Source organism: Micromonospora sp. DT15, from assembly GCF_049841475.1.
In the GTDB taxonomy this organism is placed as follows: Bacteria; Actinomycetota; Actinomycetes; order Mycobacteriales; family Micromonosporaceae; genus Micromonospora.
This window is the reverse complement of record NZ_JBNCKJ010000013.1, coordinates 231,304-254,165: the sequence shown is the minus strand read 5'-3', so window position 1 is coordinate 254,165 and position 22,862 is coordinate 231,304. Positions and strand designations below refer to the sequence as shown.

Below are 22,862 nucleotides of genomic sequence, written 5' to 3'. Positions count from 1 at the left end.
CACCGAGCACGTCGCTGAACCGGTGCCAGCCCGCGATCATCGTGGCGGCGGCGATCACCGAGACCCCGGCCGCGCCCCGCGCCCCCAGCCCCCGCCGGGCCCCCCCGGGCCCCCCGCCGTCGATGAACAGATCCCGGAGGTACGCGTCTCAGCCGCCGATCGGCGCGGTCTCCTTGCCGCCCTGCGGCTGCTCGGGCTTGACCGAGCGGAGCAGCACGGTGGCCACGTCGATCACCTCGACCTGTTCGCCTGCGCCCTTGCCGTTGACCCCGTCGCTGAGCATCGTCGAGCAGAACGGGCAGCCGACCGCTACCGTCCTCGCCCCGGTGGCCATGGCCTCCTCGACCCGGTCCACGTTGATCCGCTTGCCGATCTTCTCTTCCATCCACATCCGGGCGCCGCCGGCACCGCAGCAGAAGGACCGTTCGCTGTTACGCGGCATCTCGGTCAGGTCGCCCGCGATGGCGTCACCGAGGACCTCGCGGGGGGCCGCGAAGACGCGGTTGTGCCGACCCAGGTAGCAGGGGTCGTGGTAGGTGACGCCGCCGTCGACCGGCTGCACCGGCGTGAGCTTGCCGGTGGCGACCAGGTGCGCGAGCAGTTGCGTGTGGTGGACCACCTCGAACTCCCCGCCGAGCTGCCCGTACTCGTTGCCCAGGGTGTTGAAGCAGTGCGGGCAGGTCGCCACGATCTTGCGCTTGGCCTTCTCCCGACCCTCGAACGCCTCGTTCAACGTCTCCACGTTCTGCTGGGCGAGCATCTGGAAGACGAACTCGTTGCCGATCCGTCGCGCCGGGTCGCCGGAGCAGGTCTCGCCCTCGCCCAGGATCGCGAACTTCACGCCCGCCTCGTTGAGCAACGTGGCCACCGCGCGGGTGGTCTTCTTGGCCCGGTCCTCGAACGCGCCGGCGCAGCCGACCCAGAACAGGTACTCGAAGTCGTCCACCTCGCCGACCCGGGGCACCTCGAAGTCCAGACCCTTGGTCCAGTCCTCGCGGGTGTTCTGCGGGGCGCCCCACGGGTTGCCCTTGTTCTCCAGGTTGCGCAGCATCACCCCGGCCTCGGAGGGGAAGCTCGACTCGATCAGGACCTGGTAGCGGCGCATGTCGACGATGTGGTCGACGTGTTCGATGTCCACCGGGCACTGCTCGACGCAGGCACCGCAGGTGGTGCAGGACCAGAGCACGTCCGGGTCGATGACACCGCCCTCCTCGGCGGTGCCGATCAACGGCTTGTCGGCCTCGGCGAGGGCCAGCACGTCCAGGTGGGCGAGTTGCGCCTGGGTGGCCTTCTCCTCGCCGGTCAGGTCCTTGCCGCCGCCGGCCAGCAGGTAGGGCGCCTTCGCGTACGCGTGGTCGCGCAGGCTCAGCACCAGTAGCTTCGGCGACAGTGGCTTGCCGGTGTTCCAGGCCGGGCACTGCGACTGGCAGCGACCGCACTCGGTGCAGGTGCTGAAGTCCAGGAGGCCCTTCCAGCTGAACTGCTCGACGTGGGCGACGCCGAACTGGTCCTTCTCCGGGTCCGCCTCCTCGAAGTCGAGCGGCTTGCCCTGGCTCGTCATCGGGCGCAGCGCGCCGAGACCGGAGCCGGCCGGCTTGGCGGGCTCCCGCTTGAAGAAGATGTTGGGGAACGCCAGGAAGCGGTGCCAGGCGACGCCCATCGTGACGTTCAGGGAAATGACGATCAGCCACGTCATCGAAATGATGATCTTGATGGCCGCGGCGACGCTGACGCCGTCCGCCCAGTCGGGCAGCACCGCGCCGACCGCGTGGCTGACCGGGGTGGCCCAGAACGGGAACTCGAAGTGGTCGGTGGCGACCTTGAAGCCCCGGATCACGAAGCCGAAGATCAGGACCAGCAGCACGATCCACTCGACGAAGTAGCCCTGCCACATGGTCGAGCCGGTGAATCGGGACCGCCCTCCCGGGCGGGTCGGCCGGTTGCGCAGCCGGATCGCCATCAGCACCAGGATGCCGACCAGACCCAGCACCCCGATGATCTCGGTGACCAGACCGAAGATCGTCCAGTGCCCGATGATCGGCAGACCACCGTCGGTGGTGACCACCTCGAAGTACGCCTCGAGCACCAGCAGCGACAGCACGACGAAGCCGGCCATCACGAACCAGTGCGCGGCACCCACCACGCCCCACTTGAGCATCCGGGTGTGGCCGGCCGTCTCCACGAGCATCGTCCTGGCGCGGGCGACCTTGTCGGAGAACCGCTCCGGCGCGGGTTGCCCGAGCCGGATGACTGCCACCATCTTCAGGACCGCACGCACCGCAAGCCACACCGCCACGGCGGTAATGGCGGCTGCGAGGATCGTGGTGACGATCTGGACGCTGCCCATCGAGTTGGCCTCCCCGGTCTGCTGCCTGATGACCTCGCTGTGCTCGGTCATGCAGTGCAGCCTACGCGAAGGTTACCCAGCGGTAACGTGAGTCATCTCGCAGTAGGCCGCGCTGCCTGCGCACACCATAGGGGGCCCCACCCGATCCCGCTGGGCAGGGGCTCGACGGGGTGACGTGGGACCGCCGACGCGACGGTCGGCGGATCAGCGCCAGCGAGAGAGCAACGCCAGCGAGGCGACCATCGCACCGAAGCCGACGGCGAGGTTCCAGTAACCCCACGCCATGACCGGGTACTCCTGCTCGGACAGGTAGTAGAGCACCAGCCAGCCGATGCCGACGACGATCAAGGCGACCGCGGTGATCGGCAACCACACCGGGCTAGGCTTGCGCGACGACGACGTCGTCGTCGGACGCACGTCCGTCGGCGGGGTGTACACCTTCTTCTTACGGACCTGAGACTTGGGCACGGCGCTCTCCAGAGGGGTGACGACCTCGTCCGGCCTGACAACCGGGCGCGGGGGCGACGGTCCATGGCCAATAATGTTCGAGAGCTAGCGTAGTCCCGATTGGCCGCCCGGACCACGAATGGGGTCAGGCCGGTGCACGGAGTGACCGAAAGAGGCGGGACTGTTCGCACCGGCCCAGCCGGCACGGACCGATCCCCGACACGCGGAAGGAACGCTCGGTGGAGTACACATCCGGCGCAACCTCCTGGCAGAAGGTCCTCCGACGGGCCGCCGCCGGGCTGCTGCCCCGGCGACCGCGCCAACGCCGTCCGGGCTGGTCGATCGGGGTGCCCCTGATCGCCGCAGCGGCCGGGTTGCTCTTCACCACCACCGCGACCACCGCAGGCGGCACCTCTCTCCGGGAGGACCGACGCCCCCAGCTCAACCAGCTCATCGAGGACCGCCGCGAACAGGTCGCCGCCAGCGAGCGCCGCGCCGCCGAGCTGCGCGGCGAGGTCGAGCAACGGACCAACACGCTGGCCGGCTCGGACGCCCCGATCAAGGCTCAGCAGAATCGCGCCCAGGGCAGCCTCCAGGACGCCGGGTTCACCGCCCTGAGCGGGCCCGGGGTCACCGTCGAGCTGAACGACGCGCCCCAGCTCGACCAGACGCAGTCGGACGCCAGCAACGACGACCTGGTGGTGCACCAGGGAGACGTACAGGCGGTGGTCAACGCGCTCTGGGCCGGCGGGGCCGAGGCCATGTCAATCATGAATGTCCGCGTGCTCACCACCAGCGCGGTACGCTGCGTCGGTAACACCCTGCTACTTCACGGCCGGGTGTACTCCCCACCGTTCAAGATCGTAGCGATCGGCGATCCCGCTGCCCTCCAGCAGGCCCTCGCCAGCTCTCAGGGAGTCCGGTTGTTCAAGGACGCGGTCGACGACTACCAGCTTGGCTACAAGGAGACTGCCTCCACGGTGCGAGTTCCCGCATTCGAGGATTCCACAGCCCTGCGCTCGGCTACGGTGCCCAAGTGAGCGGGCCGGACGAGCGACGCGACGGGCGACACCGGGACCATACCGACGAGCCGACCGCCTTTCTGCCCAAGGTCGGCCGACCCGAGTCGGCACCGGGCCGACCGACCCCAGCCGGCAACTGGCCCGAGCCGGTGCTGCAGCCGCCACGAGCCGAACAGCCGCCGCGACCCGAGCAGCAGCCGCGAAGCCAGCAGCAGCCACCGAGCGCCACTCGACCCGAGCCGACCGGGCCCCCGGGCCGCCCGGGTGCCGAAGCACCGCCGCCCTGGCCGGGCAGCGCAACTGCCGGGCCAGGCTCGCCCGGCGGCGCCGGGGTTCCCCCCGCGACCACCCCCGGCCGGCCGTCCGCCGGCAACCAGGGCCCGGTTCGGCCCGCTGCCCCCGGCAACGCCCCGACCCGACCCCCCGCGCCCAGCGCCGCACCTACCCGCCCGCCGGGTGCCGGCAACCCACCAGGTGCCGCACCGACCCCTCCGGCCACGCCCGGCGGGGTGCCGATGCCAACCCGTCCGGCGGCCCCTGGCGCGCCGAGCCGGCCGGTCTCCTCCGGCCCTTCGACGCCGCCGCTGGCCGACTCACCGACCGCGTACATCCCGCAGGTCACCGCTCGGCCAGCCCGACCCACCGACTCCCCGGTCTCCCCGCCCGCCCCCGACCGCGTCGCAGCGGCCGGGCCGGAAGGCTTCCCGCCGACCGGGCCCAGCCGGGTCCCGCCGACCGGGCCCAGCCGGGTCCCGCCGAGCGCTGGCGTGGATCGCGCCGCGGACCCGGCCGCCACCGCGATGATTCCGGCCGTGCCCGCCACTCCTGCCACCAGGCCGCCGACCATGGACTCGACAGCGTTGATGGGTGCCGTCCCCCGCATCGCCGTCCCGGATGAGCCGACCGCTGCCAGCCCTGCCGACCCTCCCCAACCCCGACGCGGCGAGCGGGTGGTGCAACTCCGGCCGCACCAGACCGGCGAGGGCTACAAGAGCGTCTACTCCGAGCTGACCCGCCCGTCGTTTGGCTCGCGACTGCGCACCGGCATCCGTGTCACCGGCGAAGTCCTGATCACATTCGGCCTGGTCGTCCTGCTCTTCGCCGGATACGAGGTCTGGGGCAAGTCGGCGATCGTCGACGCCCACCAGAACGAGCTCAACAACGAGTTGGCCCAGGCGTGGGGTCCGACCGACGACCCGACGGTGGCCCCGTCGGTCGGCCCGAGCGTCAAACCGTCCCCACCGGTACGCGGAAAGCCGCTCGCGGGCCTCTACATCCCCAAGCTCGACAAGAACTGGGTGGTCGTAGAGGGCGTCACTCAGGAGGACATCCGCTTCGCCCCCGGCCACTACCCGACCAGCGCGCTCCCCGGCCAGGTCGGCAACTTCTCCGTCGCCGGCCACCGCAACCGGGCCACCTTCTGGCGGCTGGACGAGCTGAATGAGGGCGACCCGATCGTGGTCGAGAGCAAGACCGACTGGTATGTCTACCGGGTGTCGCAATCCCGGATCGTCCGGCCGACCCAGGTCGAGGTGGTGGCGCCGGTGCCCGGCCAACCGGACAAGAAGGCAACCAAGCGGATGCTCACCCTCACCACGTGCAACCCGAAGTTCGACAACTACCAGCGCCTGATCATCCACGCCGAACTGGACCGCACCCAAGCCAAGTCCGCGGGCCGCCCGGCGGAGCTGGAAGGCTGACCCGATGTACGCGTTCATCTGGCGCAAGTTGCCGTTCGGCGTGGTCGGGAAGCTGACCGGCTCGGTGCTCCTGGTGGCCGCCACTGTGGCCCTGCTGTGGTACGTCGCCTTCCCGTGGGCCGAGCCCCTGCTGCCCTTCGACGACGTGCAGGTCGAGTCCGGCGTACCTGCCGAGACGGGTGGCGGCGGCGACCCGGTGACCGGGGAAACCCCGGCCGGTGACGAGCACGAACTGCCGTACGACACCGACCAGAACAACCCAGCGCCCCCCTCCCCGAGCAGGTGACCATGCGCGTCCTGGTGATCGACAACTACGACTCCTTCGTGTTCAACCTGGTGCAGTACCTGGGCCAGCTCGGCGTGGACTGCGAGGTCCGCCGCAACGACGAGATCGACGTCGCCGAGGTCGGCACGGTTGGCGCCGACGGCATCCTGCTGTCGCCCGGGCCGGGCAGCCCGGACCGGGCCGGCATCTGCCTGGACGTCATCCGGGAGTACGCGGGCAAGCTGCCGATCTTCGGCGTCTGCCTCGGCCATCAGGCGATCGGCGAAGCGTTCGGGGCGACCGTGACGCGCGCCCCCGAACTGCTGCACGGAAAGACCTCCGAGGTACGCCACAACTCGGTCGGCGTACTCGCCGGCCTGCCCGACCCGTTCACCGCCACCCGGTACCACTCACTCGCCGTGCTGCCCGAGACGCTCCCCGACGAGCTGGAGGTCACCGGCTGGACCGGCTCCGGCGTGGTCATGGCGATGCGGCACCGGACGCTGCCCATCGAGGGCGTCCAGTTCCACCCGGAGTCGGTGCTCACCGAGGGCGGCCACCTGATGCTGGCGAACTGGCTGGCCAGTTGCGGTCACCCCGAGGCGCTGGAGCGGGCACCCGCGCTTGCCGCCGAGGTGGACGCGCGTCGTCTGGCAGCCTTCGCCGCCGCCTGAGGGCGGGACGTCAGCGCCCAGTCACCGGATCGTCGGGACCCGCGCCTGCCCGGTCAGCCTCGCAGCGCGTCCTGGACCGCGGAATTAGCTGGCGAACGCACCGCCGGCGGTCGGCCGCGCACCGCGTCCCACGCCGCCTTGCCACTGGCGAAGTAGTCCCGGACCGACTTCTCGGCCAGCAGGGCAGCGCCGCAGCCGTCGCAGCGGGCGGTCACCCCGTCGACGTCGACGCCGAGCTGCCGGCACAGCGTCACCGCCCGGGACAGGTGGTACGACTGGGTGACGATCAGGGCCCGCTCGACGCCGTACACCTCGCGCGCTCTAGCGCAGCTGTCGTAGGTGTCCAGGCCGAACGGGTCGGCCACCACCCGACGCCTGTCGACGCCGCGCTCGGCGAGGTACGTCGTCATCACCGCCGGCTCGTCGCCGGACGCCCCGCCGCCGTCGCCCGAGACGAGGACGACAGTGGCCCGCCCGCTGGTCACCAGCTCGGCGGCGGTGTCCAGGCGGCCGGCGAGACGGTCACCCGGTCGCTGCCGATCGGCCGCCACCTCGGTGCCGAGCACGATCACCACATCAACGGCCGGCGCGTCGGCGGCGGCGTACACGTGCCCCCGTGCGGCGAGCGTCGTCCACAGCCACGGGGAACTGGCGAGCACCAGCACGACGAGGCCTGCGACGGCCAGCCGGCGGAAGCGGCGAGGCCACCGCCGTACCGCCCCGGCCGGGGACGCTGCCGCCTCGGTCATCCGATGCCCGCGGGGCCGGTCGTCGCCTGGGCCCGCCCCAGGCCGGCCAGGGGCTTTGACACAGGCCCTAGTCCTGGGGCCGGCCCGGCGGAGGTGGGATCGGCAGACCGATGCCGCCCCCGCCGCCGGGAGTGGTCGGTGTGCCCGTCGGCGTGGTCGTCGGCGTGGTCGTCGGCGTCGGGTCGGTCTCCGGCTCGGGTTGACTCACCTTGATGGTCACCCTCGTGCCGGTGGGCTTCTTCTCCTTGCCGTTCGGGCTCTGGTCGGTGACCTTCCCCGCCTGGTCGGCAGGCACCTCCGGCCCGTTCTGCACGACGACAGTGAAGCCGTCGTTGCGGAGGACGCGGGTGGCCTCCTCCTGGCTCAACCCGACGACGTCCGGCACCTCGCGGACGTTGCCCTTCGAGACCGTGAGCTTCACCTTCGTGCCTTCGGGAACGCTCTCACCTTCAGGCGGGTCGACGCTGAGAACCTCGTCCTGGCTCGCCTCGTCGTTCACCGTCACGACGTCGTACTTGAGCTTCGCCTCGGTGAGCCGGGCGATGGCGCTCTCCCGCTTGCTCCCCTTGAGCCCGGCGGGAACGCGCACCTCGGGCTTACCGCCACAGATCTGGATGGTGACCGTGCCGTTCTGCCTCACCTGGGTGGTCGGCAGCGGGTTCTGCTGAACGACAGTGCCCTCGGTGCAGTCACTTGCCAGCACCGGGTCACCCACCTGTGGTGACAAACCGGCCTTCTGGATCTCGGCGATCGCCACGTCCCGGGCCTTGCCGGTGAGGGTGGGCACCGACTTCAGTTCGTTGCCCTTCTGCTGGTCCCAGAGCAGGGCGGCGACCAGGGCGATCACGGCCAGCACGCCGACCGCGCTGAACAACGCGATCAGGAACGAGGACGCCTTGCGCTGACGAGGATCGCCCACCCGGGCCGGGATCTGCCCGGTCTGCGGCCCACGGCCGGGAGCCGGATAGCCGCCCCCACCGCCGGCCGGGGCCATCGCCACCGTCTCCGCCTCGCGCAGCACCGGGGTGGCCAGCACGGGCCGGCCGGCGGCGGCGCGGAGCAGGTCGGCCCGCATCTCGCCAGCGCTCTGGTAGCGGTTGAGCGGGTTCTTCGACAGCGCCTTGAGCACGATCGCGTCGACCGCCGGGGTAACGTCCGGGTTGATGTCGCTCGGCGTCGGCGGAGTCTCCCGTACGTGCTGGTAGGCGACGCTGACCGGGCTGTCCCCGACGAACGGCGGGTGCCCGCAGACCAACTCGAAGAGCACACACCCGGCCGCGTACACGTCGGAGCGGGCGTCGACGGCCTCGCCGCGCGCCTGCTCCGGGGAGAGGTACTGCGCCGTACCGATGACCGCGCTGGTCTGGGTCATGGTGGTCGCACCGCTGGCCAACGCCCGGGCGATGCCGAAGTCCATGACCTTGACCTGGCCGGTCTGGGTGAGCATCACGTTGCCGGGCTTGATGTCCCGGTGGATGATCCCGTGCCGGTGGCTGAACTCCAGGGCGGCGCACATGTCGGCGCAGATCTCCAGCGCACGGCGCGGTTGCAGTCGCCCCTCGGCGCCGAGGACCTCCTTCAAGGTCCGCCCGTTGACGAACTCCATGACGATGAACGGCAGCGTCTCACCGGTCGGCGCGGTCTCCTCGCCGGTGTCGTAGACCGCCACGATGGCCGGGTGGTTGAGCGAGGCGGCGTTCTGCGCCTCCCGACGGAACCGCATCTGGAACGTCGCGTCCCGGGCGAGGTCGGTGCGGAGCATCTTGATCGCGACGTCCCGACCGAGCCGGAGATCGCGACCACGGTGCACCTCGGCCATGCCGCCATAGCCGAGCAGCTCGCCGACCTGGTACCTGCCACCGAGCAGGCGGGCCTGCGCTGTCATCGCGTCTGTCGTCCTTCGCTCGTCGTCGTCCCGCCGTTGCCCGGCTGGAGTCGTACCTCTCGACGGTACGACGTCCGGGTCGGATCGTCGCGCCCGTCGAGTCGTAGCGCGCCGGACGTCACGGTGCGCGGCGCAAGCTCGCCGGATGCGCCGTCCTGCGACTGCTTCCGCAGGTTGTAGGAAATCACGCCAGAGCAGAGCAGGACCAGCACGGCCAGCAGGATGGCGAGAAGCACCATTCCAGGCCGGGACCGCTGGGGCTGGGGTGACGGGGTCGCCGGGCCGGCCTGCCGGGCGTACGCAGGCGGGTGTTCCTGCCGGGGCGGCCCGGACGGCACCGCTGCCGCACCGCGTGGGTAGCCGTTCGGGGCCCCCTGCGGGCGGACGGGCTGGACGGCCGGCGCGACGGCGGTGGGGCGTGGCTGTTGGGCGGGTGCGATCGTGGTCGGCCTCGCTCCGGCCACCGGCGGGCGGGCGGCCGGCGGACGCATCTGGTGCGCCTGCGGCACCTGGGCCCGACCCGGCGCGGCCGGCGAGGCGGGCGCCGCGGACACCGGCCCGGAGTTCGCGCCAGCCCGAGCCTGCTGGGAGAGCGCGGCCTTGAGCTGACGGGCGACCCCGGCGAGTGCGGCGGCGCTCGGCCAGCGGGCGGCCGGATCCTTCGCCAACGCCCGTTCGACCAGAGCGCGCACCTGCGGAGGGATGTCGGCCGGCAGTGGCCGGGGCGTCTCCCGGACGTGCCGCATCGCGATGTCGAGGGGGTTGTCGCCCTCGAACGGCCGCCGACCGGCCAGGCACTGGTAGGCGACGACGCCCAGGGCGTAGACGTCGGATGCCGGGGTGGCCACGCCGCCGGTGGCCTGCTCCGGTGAGATGTACGAGGCGGTGCCGAGCACCGAACCGGCAGCGGTGAGCTGGCCCACCATGTCGGAGCGGGCGATGCCGAAGTCGGTGAGCACCAGCGTGCCGTTCGGCCGGACCAGCAGGTTGCCCGGCTTCACGTCGCGGTGCACGATGCCCTTCTCGTGGGCGGCGTGCAGCGCGTCGGCTGCCTGCGCGACGAGGGCCATCGTCCGCGCCGGGGTGAGGCGACCGACCCGGCTCAACGTGGACGACAGGGCGTCACCCTCGACGTACTCCATGACCAGGAAGGCGATCTGCTGGTCGTTGCCGAAGTCGTAGACGTCCACCACGCCGGGATGGTTGATGGTGGCCATGGTCCGGGCCTCGCCACGGAACCGCTCGCCGAAGTCCGGGTCGTCGAGCAGGGCGGGGAGCAGGCTCTTCACCGCGACCGTCCGGCCGAGCACCTGGTCGGTGCCGCGCCAGACGTCGCCCATGCCGCCGCTGGCGATCCGCTCGTCGAGACGGTAGCGGTTGCCGAGCTGCACGCCGGGGCTGAGCATGTCAGCGACCCCCTGGGTCGGCGATGGCGGCCTTCATGATCTGGCCGGCGATCCGCGCCGCCTCGGCGCTGCCACCGGGGCCGGCCTGCTCCAGCATCACGCAGACAGCGGAGACCGGGTTGCCGTTCTTGTCCAGGGCGAAGCCGATGAACCAGCCGTGGTCGGGCCGGTCCGGGGCGGACTGGGCGGTGCCGGTCTTGCCACCGACCGTGTAGCCGTTGATCGCGGCCTTCTTGCCGGTGCCGTTCTGGACCACGCTGACCATCATCTCGCGCAGGTCGGCGGCGACCTGCGGCTCGACGGGCTGGCGCAGCTCCCGCGCCTTCGCGCTGTAGTAGCTGGTGGTCCGGTCCGGCGCGAGCAGCTGCCGCACCAGGTACGGCCGCATCTGGCTGCCGTTGTTCGCGATCGCGCCAGCGATCATGGCGCCTTCGAGCGGGGTCATCCGGACGTTGTTCTGGCCGATCGAGGACTGGGCCAGTGCGGCCGGGTCCGTGCTGCCGTCCGGGTTCTGGATGTCGCCGGTCCGACTGGCCGCCGTGGGCAGGCCGCCCTCACCGAGATGACCGACGGTGAGGTCCTCCTGCTCGAAGCCGAACTGCCGGGCCTTCTCCTTGATGGTGTCGGCTCCGAGTCGCACGCCGAGCTGCGCGAAGCCGGTGTTGCACGACTCGGTGACCGCCTCCAACAGGGTGACCTTCGGCTCCGGGCAGATCGAGGCGGCGGCGTTACGGATCGGGGTGCCCGAGGTGGGCGGGGTCCAGCTGGAACCGGCCGGGATCTGGGTGGACTTGGTGATGCCGTTCTCGAGCGCCGCCGCGGCGACCACGATCTTGAAGGTGGAGCCCGGCGGCAGTGTCTCGTCGAGCGCGCGATTCTTCAGCGGTTCGGCCGGGTCCTGCTCCAGCTTCTTGTACGCCACCGTCGCCTCGTTGGTGTCGTGGCTGGCCAGCGGGTTCGGGTCGAAGCTCGGCATGGAGACCAGCGCCTGGACGGCACCGGTACGCGGGTCGATGGCGATCGCCGCGCCCCGCTTCGCACCCACCTCGTTGTTGCGCAGCTGGTCGTACGCCACGTCCTGGGCCCGCTTGGAGAGCGAGAGCAGCACGTTGCCGCCGCCGGTGTCGTCGCCGGTGAACATGTCCTTCAACCGGTCGCCGATCAGCTGGTCGCTGGTGCCGGCCAGGAAGTCGTTCTCCGCCCGCTCGATGCCCTGGTCGGCCAGGTTGACCGGCTTGTAACCGAGCACGTGGGCGTACTTGGCGCCGCTGGGATACATGCGCCGGAACTTCAGGTTGCCGGTGGTCTCCTTGCTGGTGGCCAGGGCCGTGCCGCCAGCCTCGATGTTGCCGCGCTTGCGGTCGTACTCGGCGACCTGGACCCGACCGTTGTAGTCGCTGGTCCGGTATTCGTCCGCCTTGTAGGCCTGGATCCAGTTGAGGTTGGCGAAGAGCAGACCGAACAGGACCATGACGACGACGCCAACGCGGCGCAGGGGTGCGTTCACGGCTTGATCACCTCCGTGGGAGCACCGTGCAGCTGCTCGGGCGGGCCACCGCTGGGACGAGCCGCCTTGCCGCCGCCCCCTCCGGTCACCGGTCGGCGGGCGCCGTCGGAGACCCGCAGCAGCACCGCGATGAGCAGCCAGTTGGCCATCAACGACGACCCGCCGGCGGACAGGAACGGGGTCGTCTGACCGGTCAGCGGGATGAGCTTGCTGATCCCGCCGACGATGACGAAGACCTGGAGGCCGAGGGTGAACGCGAGACCGCCGGCGAGCAGCTTGCCGAACGAGTCCCGTACCGCCAGCGCGGCGCGCAGCCCGCGCTCCACGATGAGCAGGTAGACGACCAGCAGCGCGGAGAGGCCGAAGAGGCCGATCTCCTCACCGATGCCGGCGAAGATGAAGTCGTTCTGCACCTCGGGCAGGATCTCCGGCTGACCGCCGCCCGGCCCGGCACCGAAGAGCCCGCCAGTGCCCAGGGCCAGCAGGCCCTGCACGAGTTGGTAGCCCTTGTTGGTCGGGTCGGCGAACGGGTCGAGCCAGATCTCCGCCCGCACGTAGAAGTTGGCGAACGGCCCGCCGACCGTCGAGCCGAGGACGTAGGCGAGGTACGCGCCGCCGAAGAAGAGGACCAGGCCGATCAGCAGCCAGCTGACCCGTTCGGTGGCGATGTAGAGCGTCACCACGAACATGCCGAAGTAGAGCAGCGAGGTGCCCAGGTCCTTCTCGAAGACCAGCACCAGGACGCTGATCAGCCAGACGCCGACCACCGGCCCGAGGTCGCGGCCACGCGGGAAGTCGATGCCGAGGAAGCGCCGACTGGCCAGCGAGAGCACCTCACGCTTGCGCACCAGGTAGTAGGCGAAGAAGACCAGCAGCGCCAGCTTGGCGAACTCACCCGGCTGGATGGAGAAGCTGCCGACCCGGACCCACAGCTTCGCGCCGTTGATCTCGGAGATGCTCGACGGCAGCACCGCCGGGATCATCACCAGCACGATACCGGCCAACCCCAGGGTGTACGCGTACCGCGAGATCGACCGGTGGTCGCGCATGATCGCCAGCAGGCCGGCGGCGAGGATCACCGCACCGAGCGTCCAGGCCAGCTGACGCCCGCCCTGCCCCGCGAAGACGGCAAGGCTCTCGCGTTCGGCCACCGGGGCGTCGCCCAGGTCGATCCGGCGCAGGAAGCCCACCCCGAGCCCGTTGAGCAGGGCCACCGCCGGCAGGAGCGCCGGGTCGGCGAACGGGGCCAGGAACCGGATGACCAGGTGCAGGCCGAGGAAGACCGCGCCGAGCGCGGCGGCCGGCATCCAGAAGTCCGGGGTGACCGTGTCCAGCAGGTTCGCCTCGACGGTCGCCCCGTACGCGGCCACCAGCACCATCGCGAGCAACAGCAGGTACAGCTCGGCGTTGCGGCGCGACCGCGCCAGGCGTACGCCGGATTGCTCGCCCGCGGTGGCGGGCGAGGGTGCCGGTGTGGCCGCTACGGTCACGGGTGGAGTCCTCAGGATCTCAGCCGACGCTCACTCAGGAGACCGGCAGCCGGCCGGGTCGAGCGCCGGCGGGGCCGAGTCGGAGGGCGTGACGTCGGGTGTGGTGGTCGCGCCGGCAGCACCGAGAGCGGTGGTGGCACCTGCGGTCGGGCTTGCGCTGACGACCCCGTTGGGGGTCGGCGACGCGTTGGCGCTCGGGCTGCCGTTCGGGGTCGGCGTCGAACCGAGTGGGCTCGGCGTCGGCGTCGGCGTGGTGACCCCGACGGCGGTCGGGTCGAGCGGGCAGAGCGGCTTCAGGTTGGGGTTGCTCGGCGTGTCGCTGGTCAGCTCGGCGAGCTGACGCTCGGCGTCCGGCTCACTCTTCGCCCGGATGCCGACCTTGACGGTGTCCTGGGCGGCGACGGTGAGGTCGTCCAGGCGGGTGCCGCTGCGGCGGTGCACGCTGGACAGGTCCATCCCGGCGATCTGACCCTGGACACCGCGGAAGACGGCAACCTGGCCCTCTTCGGTGGCTCCCACGTAGTACTGCCGCTGGGTGTACGTCCAACCGCCGAACGACGCACCGCCGACGATCACCAGCAGGGCCAGCGCCATGGCGGCGGTCCGGACCGGGCGTCGCTTCGGCCGGTCGGCGTCATCGTCGGAGGCCGCCGGCTCCTCGGGCGCGGCCGGACGCGGCGCGGAGAGCGCCGACGCTCGGGCGGCCGGAGTCGAGTCGTCGGCGGAGGTCGCCATGCCCCGGTCCCGGGCGGCGGCGCCGCCCACGATCGGGGTCGCCTCGACGATGTCCTGGTCGGTGGCGTCGGCGATGATCACCGTGATGTTGTCCGGCCCACCGCCGCGCAGCGCGAGCTGCACCAGCCGCTCGACGCACTGCTGCGGGTCGGTGTACTCCCGCAGGGTCTCGCCGATGGTTTCGGCGCTGACCACACCTGAGAGGCCGTCGCTGCAGATCAGGTACCGGTCGCCGGGCATGACCTGGCGGACCGAGTATTCCGGGTCGATGTCCCGACCGTCGAGGGCACGGGTGAGCAGCGACCGCTGCGGGTGGCTGCTCGCCTCCTCGGCGCTGATGCGGCCTTCGTCGACCAGCATCTGGACGTAGGTGTCGTCCTTGGTGATCTGCGCGAACTCGCCATTGCGCAGCAGGTAGGCCCGCGAGTCGCCAATGTGGACCATCCCCAGCTTGCTGCCGGTGAAGAGGGTCGCCGTCAGCGTGGTGCCCATCCCCTCCAACTGCGGGTTGGCGTCCACTGTGTCGCGGAGTTGTTGGTTGGCGGTGCCCACTGCCGAACGCAACGCGTCGACGAGAGCGTCCCCTGGGACGTCCTCGTCGAGCGGCGCCATGGCACCGATGACGATGTTGCTGGCGACGTCACCGGCGGCCATACCGCCCATGCCGTCGGCAACGGCGAGTAACCGCGGCCCGGCGTAGACGGAGTCTTGATTGCCGTCTCGGATCAGACCGCGGTCGCTGTGGGCCGCATAGCGCAGGGTCAGAGTCATGGCCGTAATTCGAGGGAAGTGCGGCCGATCCGGATCGGCACGCCGAGGGGGACGGGGGTTGGTCCGGAGACCTTAGCGCGATCGAGGTACGTGCCGTTAGTCGAGCCGAGGTCCTCGACGTACCACTGCCCCTCACGCGGCATGAGCCGGGCGTGTCGCGCGGAGGCGTAGTCGTCGGTGATGACCAGGGTGGAGTCCTCAGCCCGACCGATGGTGATCTGCGCTTCCCCGAGAGTGATTTTGGTGCCGGCCAGCTGACCGGCCGTCACTACCAGTTGGTGCGCCGCTCTGCCCCGTTTCACCTTCGCTGGCTTGGCCCCCTGCCCCGTCGAGGCGCCCACCGCGCGTGGCGCGGCCACCAGACGACCGGACCGGGCGCCCGCGAAGAGGTCCCTACGGATCACCCCGACCACCGTGAACACGAAGATCCACAGCAGGATCAGGAACCCGAACCGGGCAACGGTGATGACCAGTTCCGGCAAGGCGGGTCAGCCGTCCACGCGGAAGGTCAGCGTCGTCGTCCCGAGCTGGACCATGTCACCGGGATTGAGCGCGACGGCGGAGACCCGCTGCCCGTTCACCATGGTGCCGTTGGTCGAACCCAGGTCGGTCAGCACGACCTGGCCCCCGTCGAAATCCAGCCGGGCGTGTCGCCGGGAGATGCCGACGTCGGGCAGACGCAGGTTGGCCTGATCGCCGCGACCGATCACCGTCGACCCCATCTGAAGGGGGTAGGTGCGACCGTCGCCGGAGACCAGCCGCACGTTGCGACCGCCACCGTGCCCGGGCGGCGGGCCGTAGCCACCGCCCTGGTCGTACGCGGGGTAGGCGGGCGGGCCGGCGTCGTAGCCGGGCGCCGACACCGGGGCGACCTCGCCGCCGGTGTAGACCTCGGCCGTGACACGGAACATGCCCGTGTCCAGGCCCTCGCCTCGCTCGATCTCGACGATCACGTCGCCGTAGACCGTCCACGCCTGCTCGCCGATGAACTCCGCCTGCGACTGGGCCAACTCCTGGGCCAGCGCGGCGGCGTACGGCGCCAGCCGACTGTGGTCGAACGGCGAGAGATCGATCACGTAGCGGTTGGGCACCAACGTGCGCCCACCGGCCAGGATCGCCTTGTGCGCCTCGGCCTCCCGCTGCATGGCGTTGAGGATCTCCACGGGGTGGACCACCCCTTTGAAGACCTTGGCGAAGGCCCCTTCTACCAGGCCTTCCAGACGCTTCTCGAAGCGTTGCAGCACGCTCACCGGCTCCTCCTCGGGTCCCGAGGACATGATGGTATCCGGCCGGCGCGCGCGCAGCTCACACGCCGCTCGGCCGGCTGCTCTCGACCCGTTCGGAAGGGCCGGGATTGTCGTGCTAATCTTTCGTCCGCCACGAACGGTAATCGTTCGTGGCGAGCGTCAGGGACAGCGTAGTATTCCCGAGGCCCGTTGGAGACAGCGGGGCCGGGCGGCTAGAGTGTTCCGGGTTGTGCCACGGGGATGTGGCGGAATGGCAGACGCGCACGGTTCAGGTCCGTGTGCCCGAAAGGGCGTGGGGGTTCAACTCCCCCCATCCCCACCACCGACGAGGGCTCCGCTTTATGCGGGGCCCTTCCGTCATATCGGGGTGTGCTGGACGTCACGCTATGCTCCGATGGATTCTGCCTCCGATGGACCAGGAGTGGCGTGTGAGTGTCGCGTTGGTGACAGGGTCGGGTGGTCTGATCGGCTCCGAAGCGGTCCGGCATTTCGCCGGCCTCGGTCTGGACGTCGTCGGCATCGACAACGACATGCGCCGGTACTTCTTCGGCGAGGACGGCTCCACCTCGTGGAGCCTGGAACGGCTCGGCCGTGACCTGGGTAACGCGTACACCCACTTCGCGGTGGACATCCGGGACCGGGACGGCCTGGAGCAGGTGTTCAAGAAGTACGGCTCGGACATCGCAGTGGTGATCCACAGCGCTGCCCAGCCGAGCCATGACTGGGCAGCCAAGGAGCCGTACACGGACTTCGACGTGAACGCCGGCGGCACGCTCAACATCCTGGAGAACACCCGCCGGCACGCGATCGACGCGCCGTTCATCCACTGCTCGACGAACAAGGTGTACGGCGACCGGCCCAACAGCCTGCCGCTCATCGAGTTGGAGACCCGGTACGAGCTGCCCGAGGACCACCGCTGGTACCAGGGCATCACCGAAGAGATGTCGATCGACCACTCGCTGCACTCGGTCTTCGGCGCCTCCAAGGTCGCCGCGGACGTGATGGTCCAGGAGTACGGGCGCTACTTCGACATGAAGACCGCCTGCTTCCGGGGCGGCACGCTGACCGGCCCGGCGCACTCCGCCGCCGAGCTGCACGGGTTCCTGGCCTATCTGATGCGCTGCGTCATGGAGGGCCGGACGTACAACCTCTTCGGCTACAAGGGCAAGATGGTCCGGGACGCGATCCACTCGCACGACGTGCTGACCGCGTTCGAGGCGTTCTTCCGGGCCCCGCGTTCCGCGGAGGTCTACAACCTCGGTGGCGGCCGGCACTCCAACACCTCGCACATCGAGGCGTTCCGGATCGCGGAGGAGATCACCGGCCGCGAGGCGCAGATCAACTACGTCGAGCAGAACCGCACCGGCGACCACCAGTGGTACGTGAGCAGCATGGCCCGGTTCGAGGCGCAGTATCCGGACTGGAAGATCACCTACGACGTGCCGATGATCCTGCGGGAGATCTACGAGGCCAACGTGGACAAGTGGGTGGCCCAGCCGTGAGCGCCCGGACGAAGCGGAACGTGCTCGGCGTCCTGGTCGACGCCACCGACTACGCCACGGCGACCGACGCGGTGGTGACCGCGGCACACGAACGGCGTCCCCTCGCGCTGACCGCGTTGGCAGTGCACGGTGTGATGACCGGGGTGCTCGATCCGGCGCACAACGCGCGGCTCAACTCCTTCGACGTGGTGACGCCGGACGGGCAGCCCGTGCGGTGGGCGCTCAACCTGCTGCACCACGCGGGGCTCAGCGACCGGGTGTACGGGCCGACCCTGACCCTGCACGTGTTGTCGCGCTTCGCCGACGAGGGGCTACCGGTCTACCTGTACGGCTCGACCGAGGAGACCCTCGCCCGGTTGATCCCGGCCCTGGAGCAGATGTTCCCGGCGCTGAAGATCGCCGGGGTGGAGCCGTCCAAGTTCCGTGCCGTCCAACCCGGTGAGGACGCCGAGATCGCCGACCGGATCCGGTCCAGTGGCGCCCGGTTGGTGCTGGTCGGGCTCGGCTGCCCGCGCCAGGAGGTCTTCACGTACGCCATGCGGCCGCTGCTCGACATGCCGCTGATGGCGGTCGGCGCGGCCTTCGACTACCACGCCGGGCTGCTGCGCCGGCCCCCGCCGTGGATGCAGCGCGTCGGCCTTGAGTGGTTCTGGCGCCTCGGTCTGGAGCCGAAGCGGCTCTGGCGCCGCTACGTCATCCTCAACCCGGCCTACCTGAGCAGGCTCGCCGCACAGAAGATCGGCCTGTGGAAGGCCCGCCCGCCGGCCCCGGCCACCGAGCGGCCGGCCACCTTCTCGGTCTGAGCTTGATCCGTACGACGCAAGGCCCCACCCGGCGTGCCGGGTGGGGCCTTGGTCGTCAGAACCCGATCAGACGGTCAGGGTCCAGGTGTTGATGTAGCCGGTGTCGGCCGAGTAGGTGTCGCGCACCTGGAGTCGCCAGATGCCGTCGGCGGCCTCACCGGACACGTTGACCGTGTACGTGGCGTTCACGTTGTCGGCGCTGTCCGAGGTGCTGCTGTTCTTCAGCCGGTACGAGCTGCCGTCCGGGGCGAGCAGGTCGATGACCAGGTCACCGCGGTAGGTGTGCACGATGTTCACCGCCACTGTGGAGGCCGAGGAGGCGTTGCGACCGCAGCCGGAGATGGTGATCGAGCTGGTCACCGCCGAGCCGGCGTCCGGGATCGACACGTCGGTGCCGTTGGTGCCGGTGCAGCCGGTGGGCGGCGGCGGGGTGCTGCCGGTGCCCACGTAGAGCAGCAGGTTCGGCGAGCCCGAGCCGGGGTTGCTCACCACGTTGGGCGTGGCGTTGGCCACCAGTTGGTTGCGGACCTGAGCCGGGGTCCAGCTCGGGTTGGCGCTGGCCACCAGGGCCGCAGCTCCGACCACGTGCGGGGTGGCCATCGAGGTGCCGCTGATCGTGTTGGTGGCGGTGTTGCTGGTGTACCAGGCCGAGGTGATCGACGAGCCGGGCGCGAAGATGTCCAGGCAGGTGCCGATGTTGGAGAACGACGAGCGGGCGTCCGTGCTGGTCGTCGAGCCCACAGTGATGGCTTCCGTGGTGCGCGCCGGTGAGGTGTTGCAGGCGTTCGCGCCGCTGTCGTTGCCGGCCGCCAGGCCGTACGTGACGCCCGAGGCGATCGAGTTGCGGACGGCGTTGTCCAGCGAGGTGTTCGCGCCGCCGCCGAGGCTCATGTTCGCCACCGCCGGCTTGATCGCGTTCGCGGTGACCCAGTCGACGCCGCCGATCACACCGGCGTTGGTGCCACTGCCGGAGCAGTTCAGCACCCGTACGCCGACGAGCTGGACGCCCTTGGCCACCCCGTACGCGGATCCGCCGACGGTGCCGGCCACGTGCGTGCCGTGCCCGTTGCAGTCGTCGGCCGACCCGCCGTCCACCGCGTCGTAGCCGGAGGTGGCCCGGCCGCCGAAGTCGTTGTGCGAGAACTTGATGCCGGTGTCGATGATGTAGGCGTGCACGTTGCTCGCCGTGTTCGGGTAGGTGTAGGAGCTGTCCAACGGCAGGTTGCGCTGGTCGATCCGGTCGAGGCCCCAGGAGGGCGGGTTGGCCTGCGTGCCGGAGATCGAGACGGTGTGGTTCTGCTCGACGTACGCCACGGCCGGGTCGGCCGCGATCCGGGCCGCCGCGCTGGCGCTCACCTTGACCTCGAAGCCGCGCAACGCCGCGCCGTAGGTACGGGCCACCGTGCCGCCGTGGCGGCCGGAGAGCCGCTTCGCCGTGTCGCCGACCCGGTCCCGGGCCACGGCGCTGTCCTTGAGTACGACGATGTAGCTGTCCGGCACGGCGGTGGCTCCGCCGGCGGCCCGAACCACACCCACGGGTTCGGCGGCCAGGGCTGGGGTACCGACGGCCAGCACGGTCGCCGCGGCCACCCCGATCAGTACGGACCTTCGTGGAAGACCCATTTCCTACCTCCCTCTGACCGGCGGTGGAACGTGACCACCGGTCCCAACATCAATCGACACTTGCCGATCTAGCTGAGGGTAAGTCAGCCGTCGGGCAGTTGAACATGTCGAAACGGCCATACCTTCGAGTGATGACCCCCTACGGGCCCGGCGTCCGGGGCGAACGGGGGACACGCCCGGATTCGCTCCGCCCGGATTCGGGAAAGACTCTCGAACATGGAGAGTCAGCTCAGCATCCTGCTCCCGGTCGCCGCCGTCTGGCTGGCCGCCGGCGTCGTTGCCGACGGCCTTCCCCGGCTGCGCAACACCCGCATGCTGCGTCGGCGTACCGGATGGTTGCTGGTGCTGGCCCTCACCGGCGTGGCGCTCACCGCCGCAGTGCTCGGCGGCGGGCTGTTCAGCGCCGGCACCGCTCCGATCGACCGGGCCGCCGCCGGGCTCACACTGGCCGCCGGCCCGGCGCTCGTGGCGACGGTCTGCTCGGTACGACGGATCCGCCGGCTGTGGGCCGGCGCGGGCGCGTTCGCCAGTGCCCCCGCCACCCCCGCGCCGCACGGGCTACGCGCCGCCGCGGCCCACCCGCTCGTCGGGCTGCCGCTACAGGTCACCGCCCTGGCCACCGTGCCGGCGTTGATCGCCGCCGCCGGCGCCGACCTCGGGGCCGACCCCGGCGTCACCGGGCCGGCGATCACCGTGGGCGCGCTTGCGGTGATCGCCATCGGGGTCCGGCACGCGCTACGCCACAACCGCCTCGCGGAGCGGGCCCAGCCCGCCGTCGCAGGGTCAACGCGGGCGGCTGGCGCTCTGCACGTATAGCAGTTCCAGGATCGACCTGGTCGCCTCGAACCAGCGATCCAGCCAGTCCTGCGAGGGCACTGTGCCCTTCGGCGGCAACTCCATCAGCAGCCCACGCAGCAACGGGTGGTCCGCCAGGGACTCGGGCGGCTCGATCGGCCAGCCCGCCGGCGGGAACGACGGCTCGATCAGCGGGTTCGGGTCCAGTGAGGGCAGCGACAGCGGAGGATCCGTCGTCTCAGAAGCACCCTCCCGCCCGCTCAACTCCTGGTCGGTCGAGACCACCTCGGTCAGAACCGTGTCTCGACGAGCGCCGCGGTACTTGCCACCGAACCGCTCCGGCTTGGCCGGACCGGTGGTGAGGTTGTCTGAACCGATCGTCGTCATCCGTCTCGCCTACTCGCTCGGTTGCGGGTCGGTGCGGCGGGTCGTCGACCAGCGCCGTACCGACCGGTTCAACGAGACGGGGACGCTCTGGCGACGGGAATCCCGACGGAACCTGGCCGACTCCTGCAGCGACGCGGCAGTCAGTCGCGCCTACCGCGGACACGGCGGAGTCCCCGTCCGGCGAACCAGACGGGGACTCCACTGACCAGTCGGTCAGACCGCGCCGAACACACCACCCCTGGTGCCGGCAACGAAGGAGTGCCAGTCACCCGGTGCGAAGACCAGGGCGGGGCCCGCCTTGTCCTTCGAGTCCCGCACTCCGACCGCCCCCGTCACGTACGCCACCTCCACGCAGTTGTCACAGTTCGGCCCGCTCTTCGAGCTCTTGAACCATGCTGCCTGCGTCAGGTCCACGGGGAACCCTTTGGTCGCCATTTCCACAACGGCTCCTCTGCCAGTTTTGCGATGTGTGCGACGGACTCCTCCGGACGTATGGCCGCAGCGCGGATGTGATCGAAGATGAAGCTGTACTTCTGTAGTTCGTCGCTCTTCTCGAGGAAAAGCCCACCCGTGGCGTTCTCCGCGTACACAACATCCGGATCACCGGGCTCAGGGAAGCTGAGGATCGTGAACGTGCCGTCCATGCCCGCATGCGCACCCACCTCGAAGGGCAGGATCTGCAGCGTCACGTTCGGCAACTCGGCCACCTCGACCAACCGCTTGAGTTGACCGCGCATCACCTCGTCCCCGCCCACCGGCCGACTTACCACCGCCTCATCGAGCACCACCCACAGATCGACCGGATCGTCCTGGGTCAATAACGACTGACGGCCCAAACGGACACGCACTCTTTGATGCACCTGATCGGCGGTGAAGTCCGGCCGAGCGGCACGGATCATGGCTCCGGCGTACTCCTCGGTCTCCAGAAGACCCGGAACGACCTGCTGTTCGTACGCCCGGATCGAACTGGCCGCCGCCTCCAGCCCGACGTACGCGCCGACGAGCACGGTGCTGTAGGGGTGCCACCAGCCCTTCTGGCGGGCCTCCCGGGCGATCTGCACGAGCTCGTCGCTCTCGGCGCCCACGACGCCGTAGATCCGCAGCATGTCCCGCACGTCGCGTGGGGTGGCCGTGGTGTGCCCGGTCTCGATCCGGGAGACCTTGGACGCCGAGCATTCCAACTGTTCGGCGACCACCTCGATGGTGATTCCGGCGGACTCCCGCTGGCGACGCAGCTCGGCCCCGAGCCGCCGCCGTCTGATGGTGGGACTGCGCCGCTCACTCATCGCGCAACCCCGTGAGTCACTGGTCTCCGCCGCTGGCTGCTCGACCCCACTCGGGCTACCTCCGGTAACGCGCCACTGGGTGACACCCGCCGGGGGCGCGACCGTCGACCGGCGAGCGTTCGCGACGAAGGGGGTGGTGCCGGTCCTCGGCCGGCCGCGACGGGCGAAACCGATCCCCAGTCTGCCGCCCGGACGCGGATGGCTTCAATAGGCCTTTCGCG

The 22,862-nt window shown here is 70.4% G+C and carries 21 protein-coding genes and 1 tRNA gene; 8 read left to right on the top strand and 14 right to left on the bottom strand.

Annotated features, from left to right (window positions below; genetic code table 11):
- Positions 1–148 precede the first annotated feature (148 nt).
- Together ACLQ3F_RS26875 and ACLQ3F_RS26870 are read right to left on the bottom strand one after the other, a co-directional pair.
- On the bottom strand, positions 149–2,347 hold the full coding sequence (locus ACLQ3F_RS26875) for a (Fe-S)-binding protein (RefSeq protein ID WP_425852130.1): 2,199 nt from the start codon (positions 2,345–2,347) through the stop codon (positions 149–151).
- A gap of 204 nt (positions 2,348–2,551) precedes the next feature.
- A complete protein-coding gene (locus tag ACLQ3F_RS26870) occupies positions 2,552–2,815 on the bottom strand; it encodes a cell division protein CrgA (protein WP_112583988.1) in 264 nt (87 codons plus the stop codon).
- 218 nt (positions 2,816–3,033) lie between these two features.
- On the opposite strand from ACLQ3F_RS26870, the gene ACLQ3F_RS26865 reads away from it, so the two are divergent.
- The 4 genes from ACLQ3F_RS26865 (at position 3,034) to ACLQ3F_RS26850 (ending at position 6,455) form a co-directional block, all read left to right on the top strand.
- A complete protein-coding gene (locus ACLQ3F_RS26865) occupies positions 3,034–3,834 on the top strand; it encodes a DUF881 domain-containing protein (protein ID WP_357194816.1) in 801 nt (266 codons plus the stop codon).
- 497 nt (positions 3,835–4,331) lie between these two features.
- Complete coding sequence (locus ACLQ3F_RS26860) at positions 4,332–5,516, top strand: class E sortase (protein ID WP_425852115.1); 1,185 nt, start codon at positions 4,332–4,334, stop codon at positions 5,514–5,516.
- A 4-nt stretch (positions 5,517–5,520) separates the two neighbouring features.
- Entirely contained in the window at positions 5,521–5,802 is a 282-nt protein-coding gene (locus ACLQ3F_RS26855) for a hypothetical protein (protein WP_238687886.1), read from the top strand.
- A gap of 2 nt (positions 5,803–5,804) precedes the next feature.
- A complete protein-coding gene (locus tag ACLQ3F_RS26850; RefSeq protein WP_425852114.1) occupies positions 5,805–6,455 on the top strand; it encodes an aminodeoxychorismate/anthranilate synthase component II in 651 nt (216 codons plus the stop codon).
- Between the two features lie 53 nt (positions 6,456–6,508).
- Here ACLQ3F_RS26850 and ACLQ3F_RS26845 read toward each other — a convergent pair whose 3' ends face one another.
- The 8 genes from ACLQ3F_RS26845 to ACLQ3F_RS26810 form a co-directional block, all read right to left on the bottom strand.
- Positions 6,509–7,204: a SanA/YdcF family protein gene (locus ACLQ3F_RS26845; RefSeq protein ID WP_425852112.1), complete on the bottom strand. Its 696-nt coding sequence runs from the start codon at positions 7,202–7,204 to the stop codon at positions 6,509–6,511.
- Positions 7,205–7,271: 67 nt separating this feature from the next.
- Positions 7,272–9,089, bottom strand: a complete 1,818-nt coding sequence (gene pknB / locus ACLQ3F_RS26840; RefSeq protein WP_425852111.1) for a Stk1 family PASTA domain-containing Ser/Thr kinase — start codon at positions 9,087–9,089, stop codon at positions 7,272–7,274.
- On the bottom strand, positions 9,086–10,495 hold the full coding sequence (locus ACLQ3F_RS26835) for a protein kinase domain-containing protein (RefSeq protein ID WP_425852109.1): 1,410 nt from the start codon (positions 10,493–10,495) through the stop codon (positions 9,086–9,088). The genes pknB and ACLQ3F_RS26835 overlap by 4 nt, the downstream gene beginning before the upstream one ends.
- A 1-nt stretch (position 10,496) precedes the next feature.
- Positions 10,497–12,002 carry a peptidoglycan D,D-transpeptidase FtsI family protein gene (locus tag ACLQ3F_RS26830; protein WP_425852107.1) on the bottom strand — a complete coding sequence of 502 codons (1,506 nt, stop codon included), beginning with the start codon at positions 12,000–12,002 and terminating at the stop codon, positions 10,497–10,499.
- A complete protein-coding gene (locus ACLQ3F_RS26825; protein WP_355495355.1) occupies positions 11,999–13,492 on the bottom strand; it encodes an FtsW/RodA/SpoVE family cell cycle protein in 1,494 nt (497 codons plus the stop codon). Before ACLQ3F_RS26825 ends, ACLQ3F_RS26830 begins: the two co-directional genes overlap by 4 nt.
- Before the next feature lie 30 nt (positions 13,493–13,522).
- A complete protein-coding gene (locus ACLQ3F_RS26820; protein WP_425852105.1) occupies positions 13,523–14,998 on the bottom strand; it encodes a protein phosphatase 2C domain-containing protein in 1,476 nt (491 codons plus the stop codon).
- Positions 14,995–15,480 carry an FHA domain-containing protein FhaB/FipA gene (locus ACLQ3F_RS26815; RefSeq protein WP_355004608.1) on the bottom strand — a complete coding sequence of 162 codons (486 nt, stop codon included), beginning with the start codon at positions 15,478–15,480 and terminating at the stop codon, positions 14,995–14,997. Before ACLQ3F_RS26815 ends, ACLQ3F_RS26820 begins: the two co-directional genes overlap by 4 nt.
- A 6-nt stretch (positions 15,481–15,486) precedes the next feature.
- Positions 15,487–16,275 carry an FhaA domain-containing protein gene (locus ACLQ3F_RS26810; protein WP_007454122.1) on the bottom strand — a complete coding sequence of 263 codons (789 nt, stop codon included), beginning with the start codon at positions 16,273–16,275 and terminating at the stop codon, positions 15,487–15,489.
- 206 nt (positions 16,276–16,481) lie between these two features.
- On the opposite strand from ACLQ3F_RS26810, the gene ACLQ3F_RS26805 reads away from it, so the two are divergent.
- The 3 genes from ACLQ3F_RS26805 (at position 16,482) to ACLQ3F_RS26795 (ending at position 18,550) form a co-directional block, all read left to right on the top strand.
- Positions 16,482–16,567, top strand: a tRNA-Leu gene (locus ACLQ3F_RS26805).
- 64 nt (positions 16,568–16,631) lie between these two features.
- Complete coding sequence (locus ACLQ3F_RS26800) at positions 16,632–17,747, top strand: NAD-dependent epimerase/dehydratase family protein (RefSeq protein WP_238687678.1); 1,116 nt, start codon at positions 16,632–16,634, stop codon at positions 17,745–17,747.
- The gene (locus ACLQ3F_RS26795; protein WP_425852103.1) at positions 17,744–18,550 is read left to right on the top strand and encodes a WecB/TagA/CpsF family glycosyltransferase; all 807 of its coding nucleotides are present in this window, start codon (positions 17,744–17,746) and stop codon (positions 18,548–18,550) included. The genes ACLQ3F_RS26800 and ACLQ3F_RS26795 overlap by 4 nt, the downstream gene beginning before the upstream one ends.
- Before the next feature lie 66 nt (positions 18,551–18,616).
- On the opposite strand, the gene ACLQ3F_RS26790 is transcribed toward ACLQ3F_RS26795, so the two are convergent.
- The gene (locus ACLQ3F_RS26790) at positions 18,617–20,173 is read right to left on the bottom strand and encodes a S8 family peptidase (RefSeq protein WP_425852102.1); all 1,557 of its coding nucleotides are present in this window, start codon (positions 20,171–20,173) and stop codon (positions 18,617–18,619) included.
- A 216-nt stretch (positions 20,174–20,389) separates the two neighbouring features.
- Here ACLQ3F_RS26790 and ACLQ3F_RS26785 point away from each other — a divergent pair, with 216 nt between their 5' ends.
- Entirely contained in the window at positions 20,390–20,989 is a 600-nt protein-coding gene (locus ACLQ3F_RS26785) for a hypothetical protein (RefSeq protein WP_357222289.1), read from the top strand.
- Here ACLQ3F_RS26785 and ACLQ3F_RS26780 read toward each other — a convergent pair.
- The 3 genes from ACLQ3F_RS26780 to ACLQ3F_RS26770 form a co-directional block, all read right to left on the bottom strand.
- Positions 20,957–21,355, bottom strand: a complete 399-nt coding sequence (locus ACLQ3F_RS26780) for a hypothetical protein (RefSeq protein WP_357194787.1) — start codon at positions 21,353–21,355, stop codon at positions 20,957–20,959. The two genes, ACLQ3F_RS26785 and ACLQ3F_RS26780, sit on opposite strands and share 33 nt — an antisense overlap.
- A gap of 213 nt (positions 21,356–21,568) precedes the next feature.
- Positions 21,569–21,790, bottom strand: a complete 222-nt coding sequence (locus ACLQ3F_RS26775) for a DUF397 domain-containing protein (RefSeq protein WP_091396369.1) — start codon at positions 21,788–21,790, stop codon at positions 21,569–21,571.
- The gene (locus ACLQ3F_RS26770) at positions 21,760–22,641 is read right to left on the bottom strand and encodes a helix-turn-helix domain-containing protein (protein ID WP_091396372.1); all 882 of its coding nucleotides are present in this window, start codon (positions 22,639–22,641) and stop codon (positions 21,760–21,762) included. Before ACLQ3F_RS26770 ends, ACLQ3F_RS26775 begins: the two co-directional genes overlap by 31 nt.
- Positions 22,642–22,862 lie beyond the last annotated feature (221 nt).

Excerpts from the sequence above, each read along its gene's own strand:
- ACLQ3F_RS26875 (WP_425852130.1), bottom strand. The coding sequence starts at position 2,347 with ATGGGCAGCGTCCAGATCGTCACCACGATCCTCGCAGCCGCCATTACC.
- ACLQ3F_RS26860 (WP_425852115.1), top strand. The coding sequence starts at position 4,332 with ATGCCAACCCGTCCGGCGGCCCCTGGCGCGCCGAGCCGGCCGGTCTCC.
- ACLQ3F_RS26855 (WP_238687886.1), top strand. The coding sequence starts at position 5,521 with ATGTACGCGTTCATCTGGCGCAAGTTGCCGTTCGGCGTGGTCGGGAAG.
- ACLQ3F_RS26850 (WP_425852114.1), top strand. The coding sequence starts at position 5,805 with ATGCGCGTCCTGGTGATCGACAACTACGACTCCTTCGTGTTCAACCTG.
- ACLQ3F_RS26845 (WP_425852112.1), bottom strand. The coding sequence starts at position 7,204 with ATGACCGAGGCGGCAGCGTCCCCGGCCGGGGCGGTACGGCGGTGGCCT.
- pknB (WP_425852111.1), bottom strand. The coding sequence starts at position 9,089 with ATGACAGCGCAGGCCCGCCTGCTCGGTGGCAGGTACCAGGTCGGCGAG.
- ACLQ3F_RS26835 (WP_425852109.1), bottom strand. The coding sequence starts at position 10,495 with ATGCTCAGCCCCGGCGTGCAGCTCGGCAACCGCTACCGTCTCGACGAG.
- ACLQ3F_RS26820 (WP_425852105.1), bottom strand. The coding sequence starts at position 14,998 with ATGACTCTGACCCTGCGCTATGCGGCCCACAGCGACCGCGGTCTGATC.
- ACLQ3F_RS26810 (WP_007454122.1), bottom strand. The coding sequence starts at position 16,275 with ATGTCCTCGGGACCCGAGGAGGAGCCGGTGAGCGTGCTGCAACGCTTC.
- ACLQ3F_RS26800 (WP_238687678.1), top strand. The coding sequence starts at position 16,632 with ATGCTCCGATGGATTCTGCCTCCGATGGACCAGGAGTGGCGTGTGAGT.
- ACLQ3F_RS26790 (WP_425852102.1), bottom strand. The coding sequence starts at position 20,173 with ATGGGTCTTCCACGAAGGTCCGTACTGATCGGGGTGGCCGCGGCGACC.
- ACLQ3F_RS26785 (WP_357222289.1), top strand. The coding sequence starts at position 20,390 with ATGGAGAGTCAGCTCAGCATCCTGCTCCCGGTCGCCGCCGTCTGGCTG.
- ACLQ3F_RS26780 (WP_357194787.1), bottom strand. The coding sequence starts at position 21,355 with ATGACGACGATCGGTTCAGACAACCTCACCACCGGTCCGGCCAAGCCG.
- ACLQ3F_RS26775 (WP_091396369.1), bottom strand. The coding sequence starts at position 21,790 with ATGGCGACCAAAGGGTTCCCCGTGGACCTGACGCAGGCAGCATGGTTC.
- ACLQ3F_RS26770 (WP_091396372.1), bottom strand. The coding sequence starts at position 22,641 with ATGAGTGAGCGGCGCAGTCCCACCATCAGACGGCGGCGGCTCGGGGCC.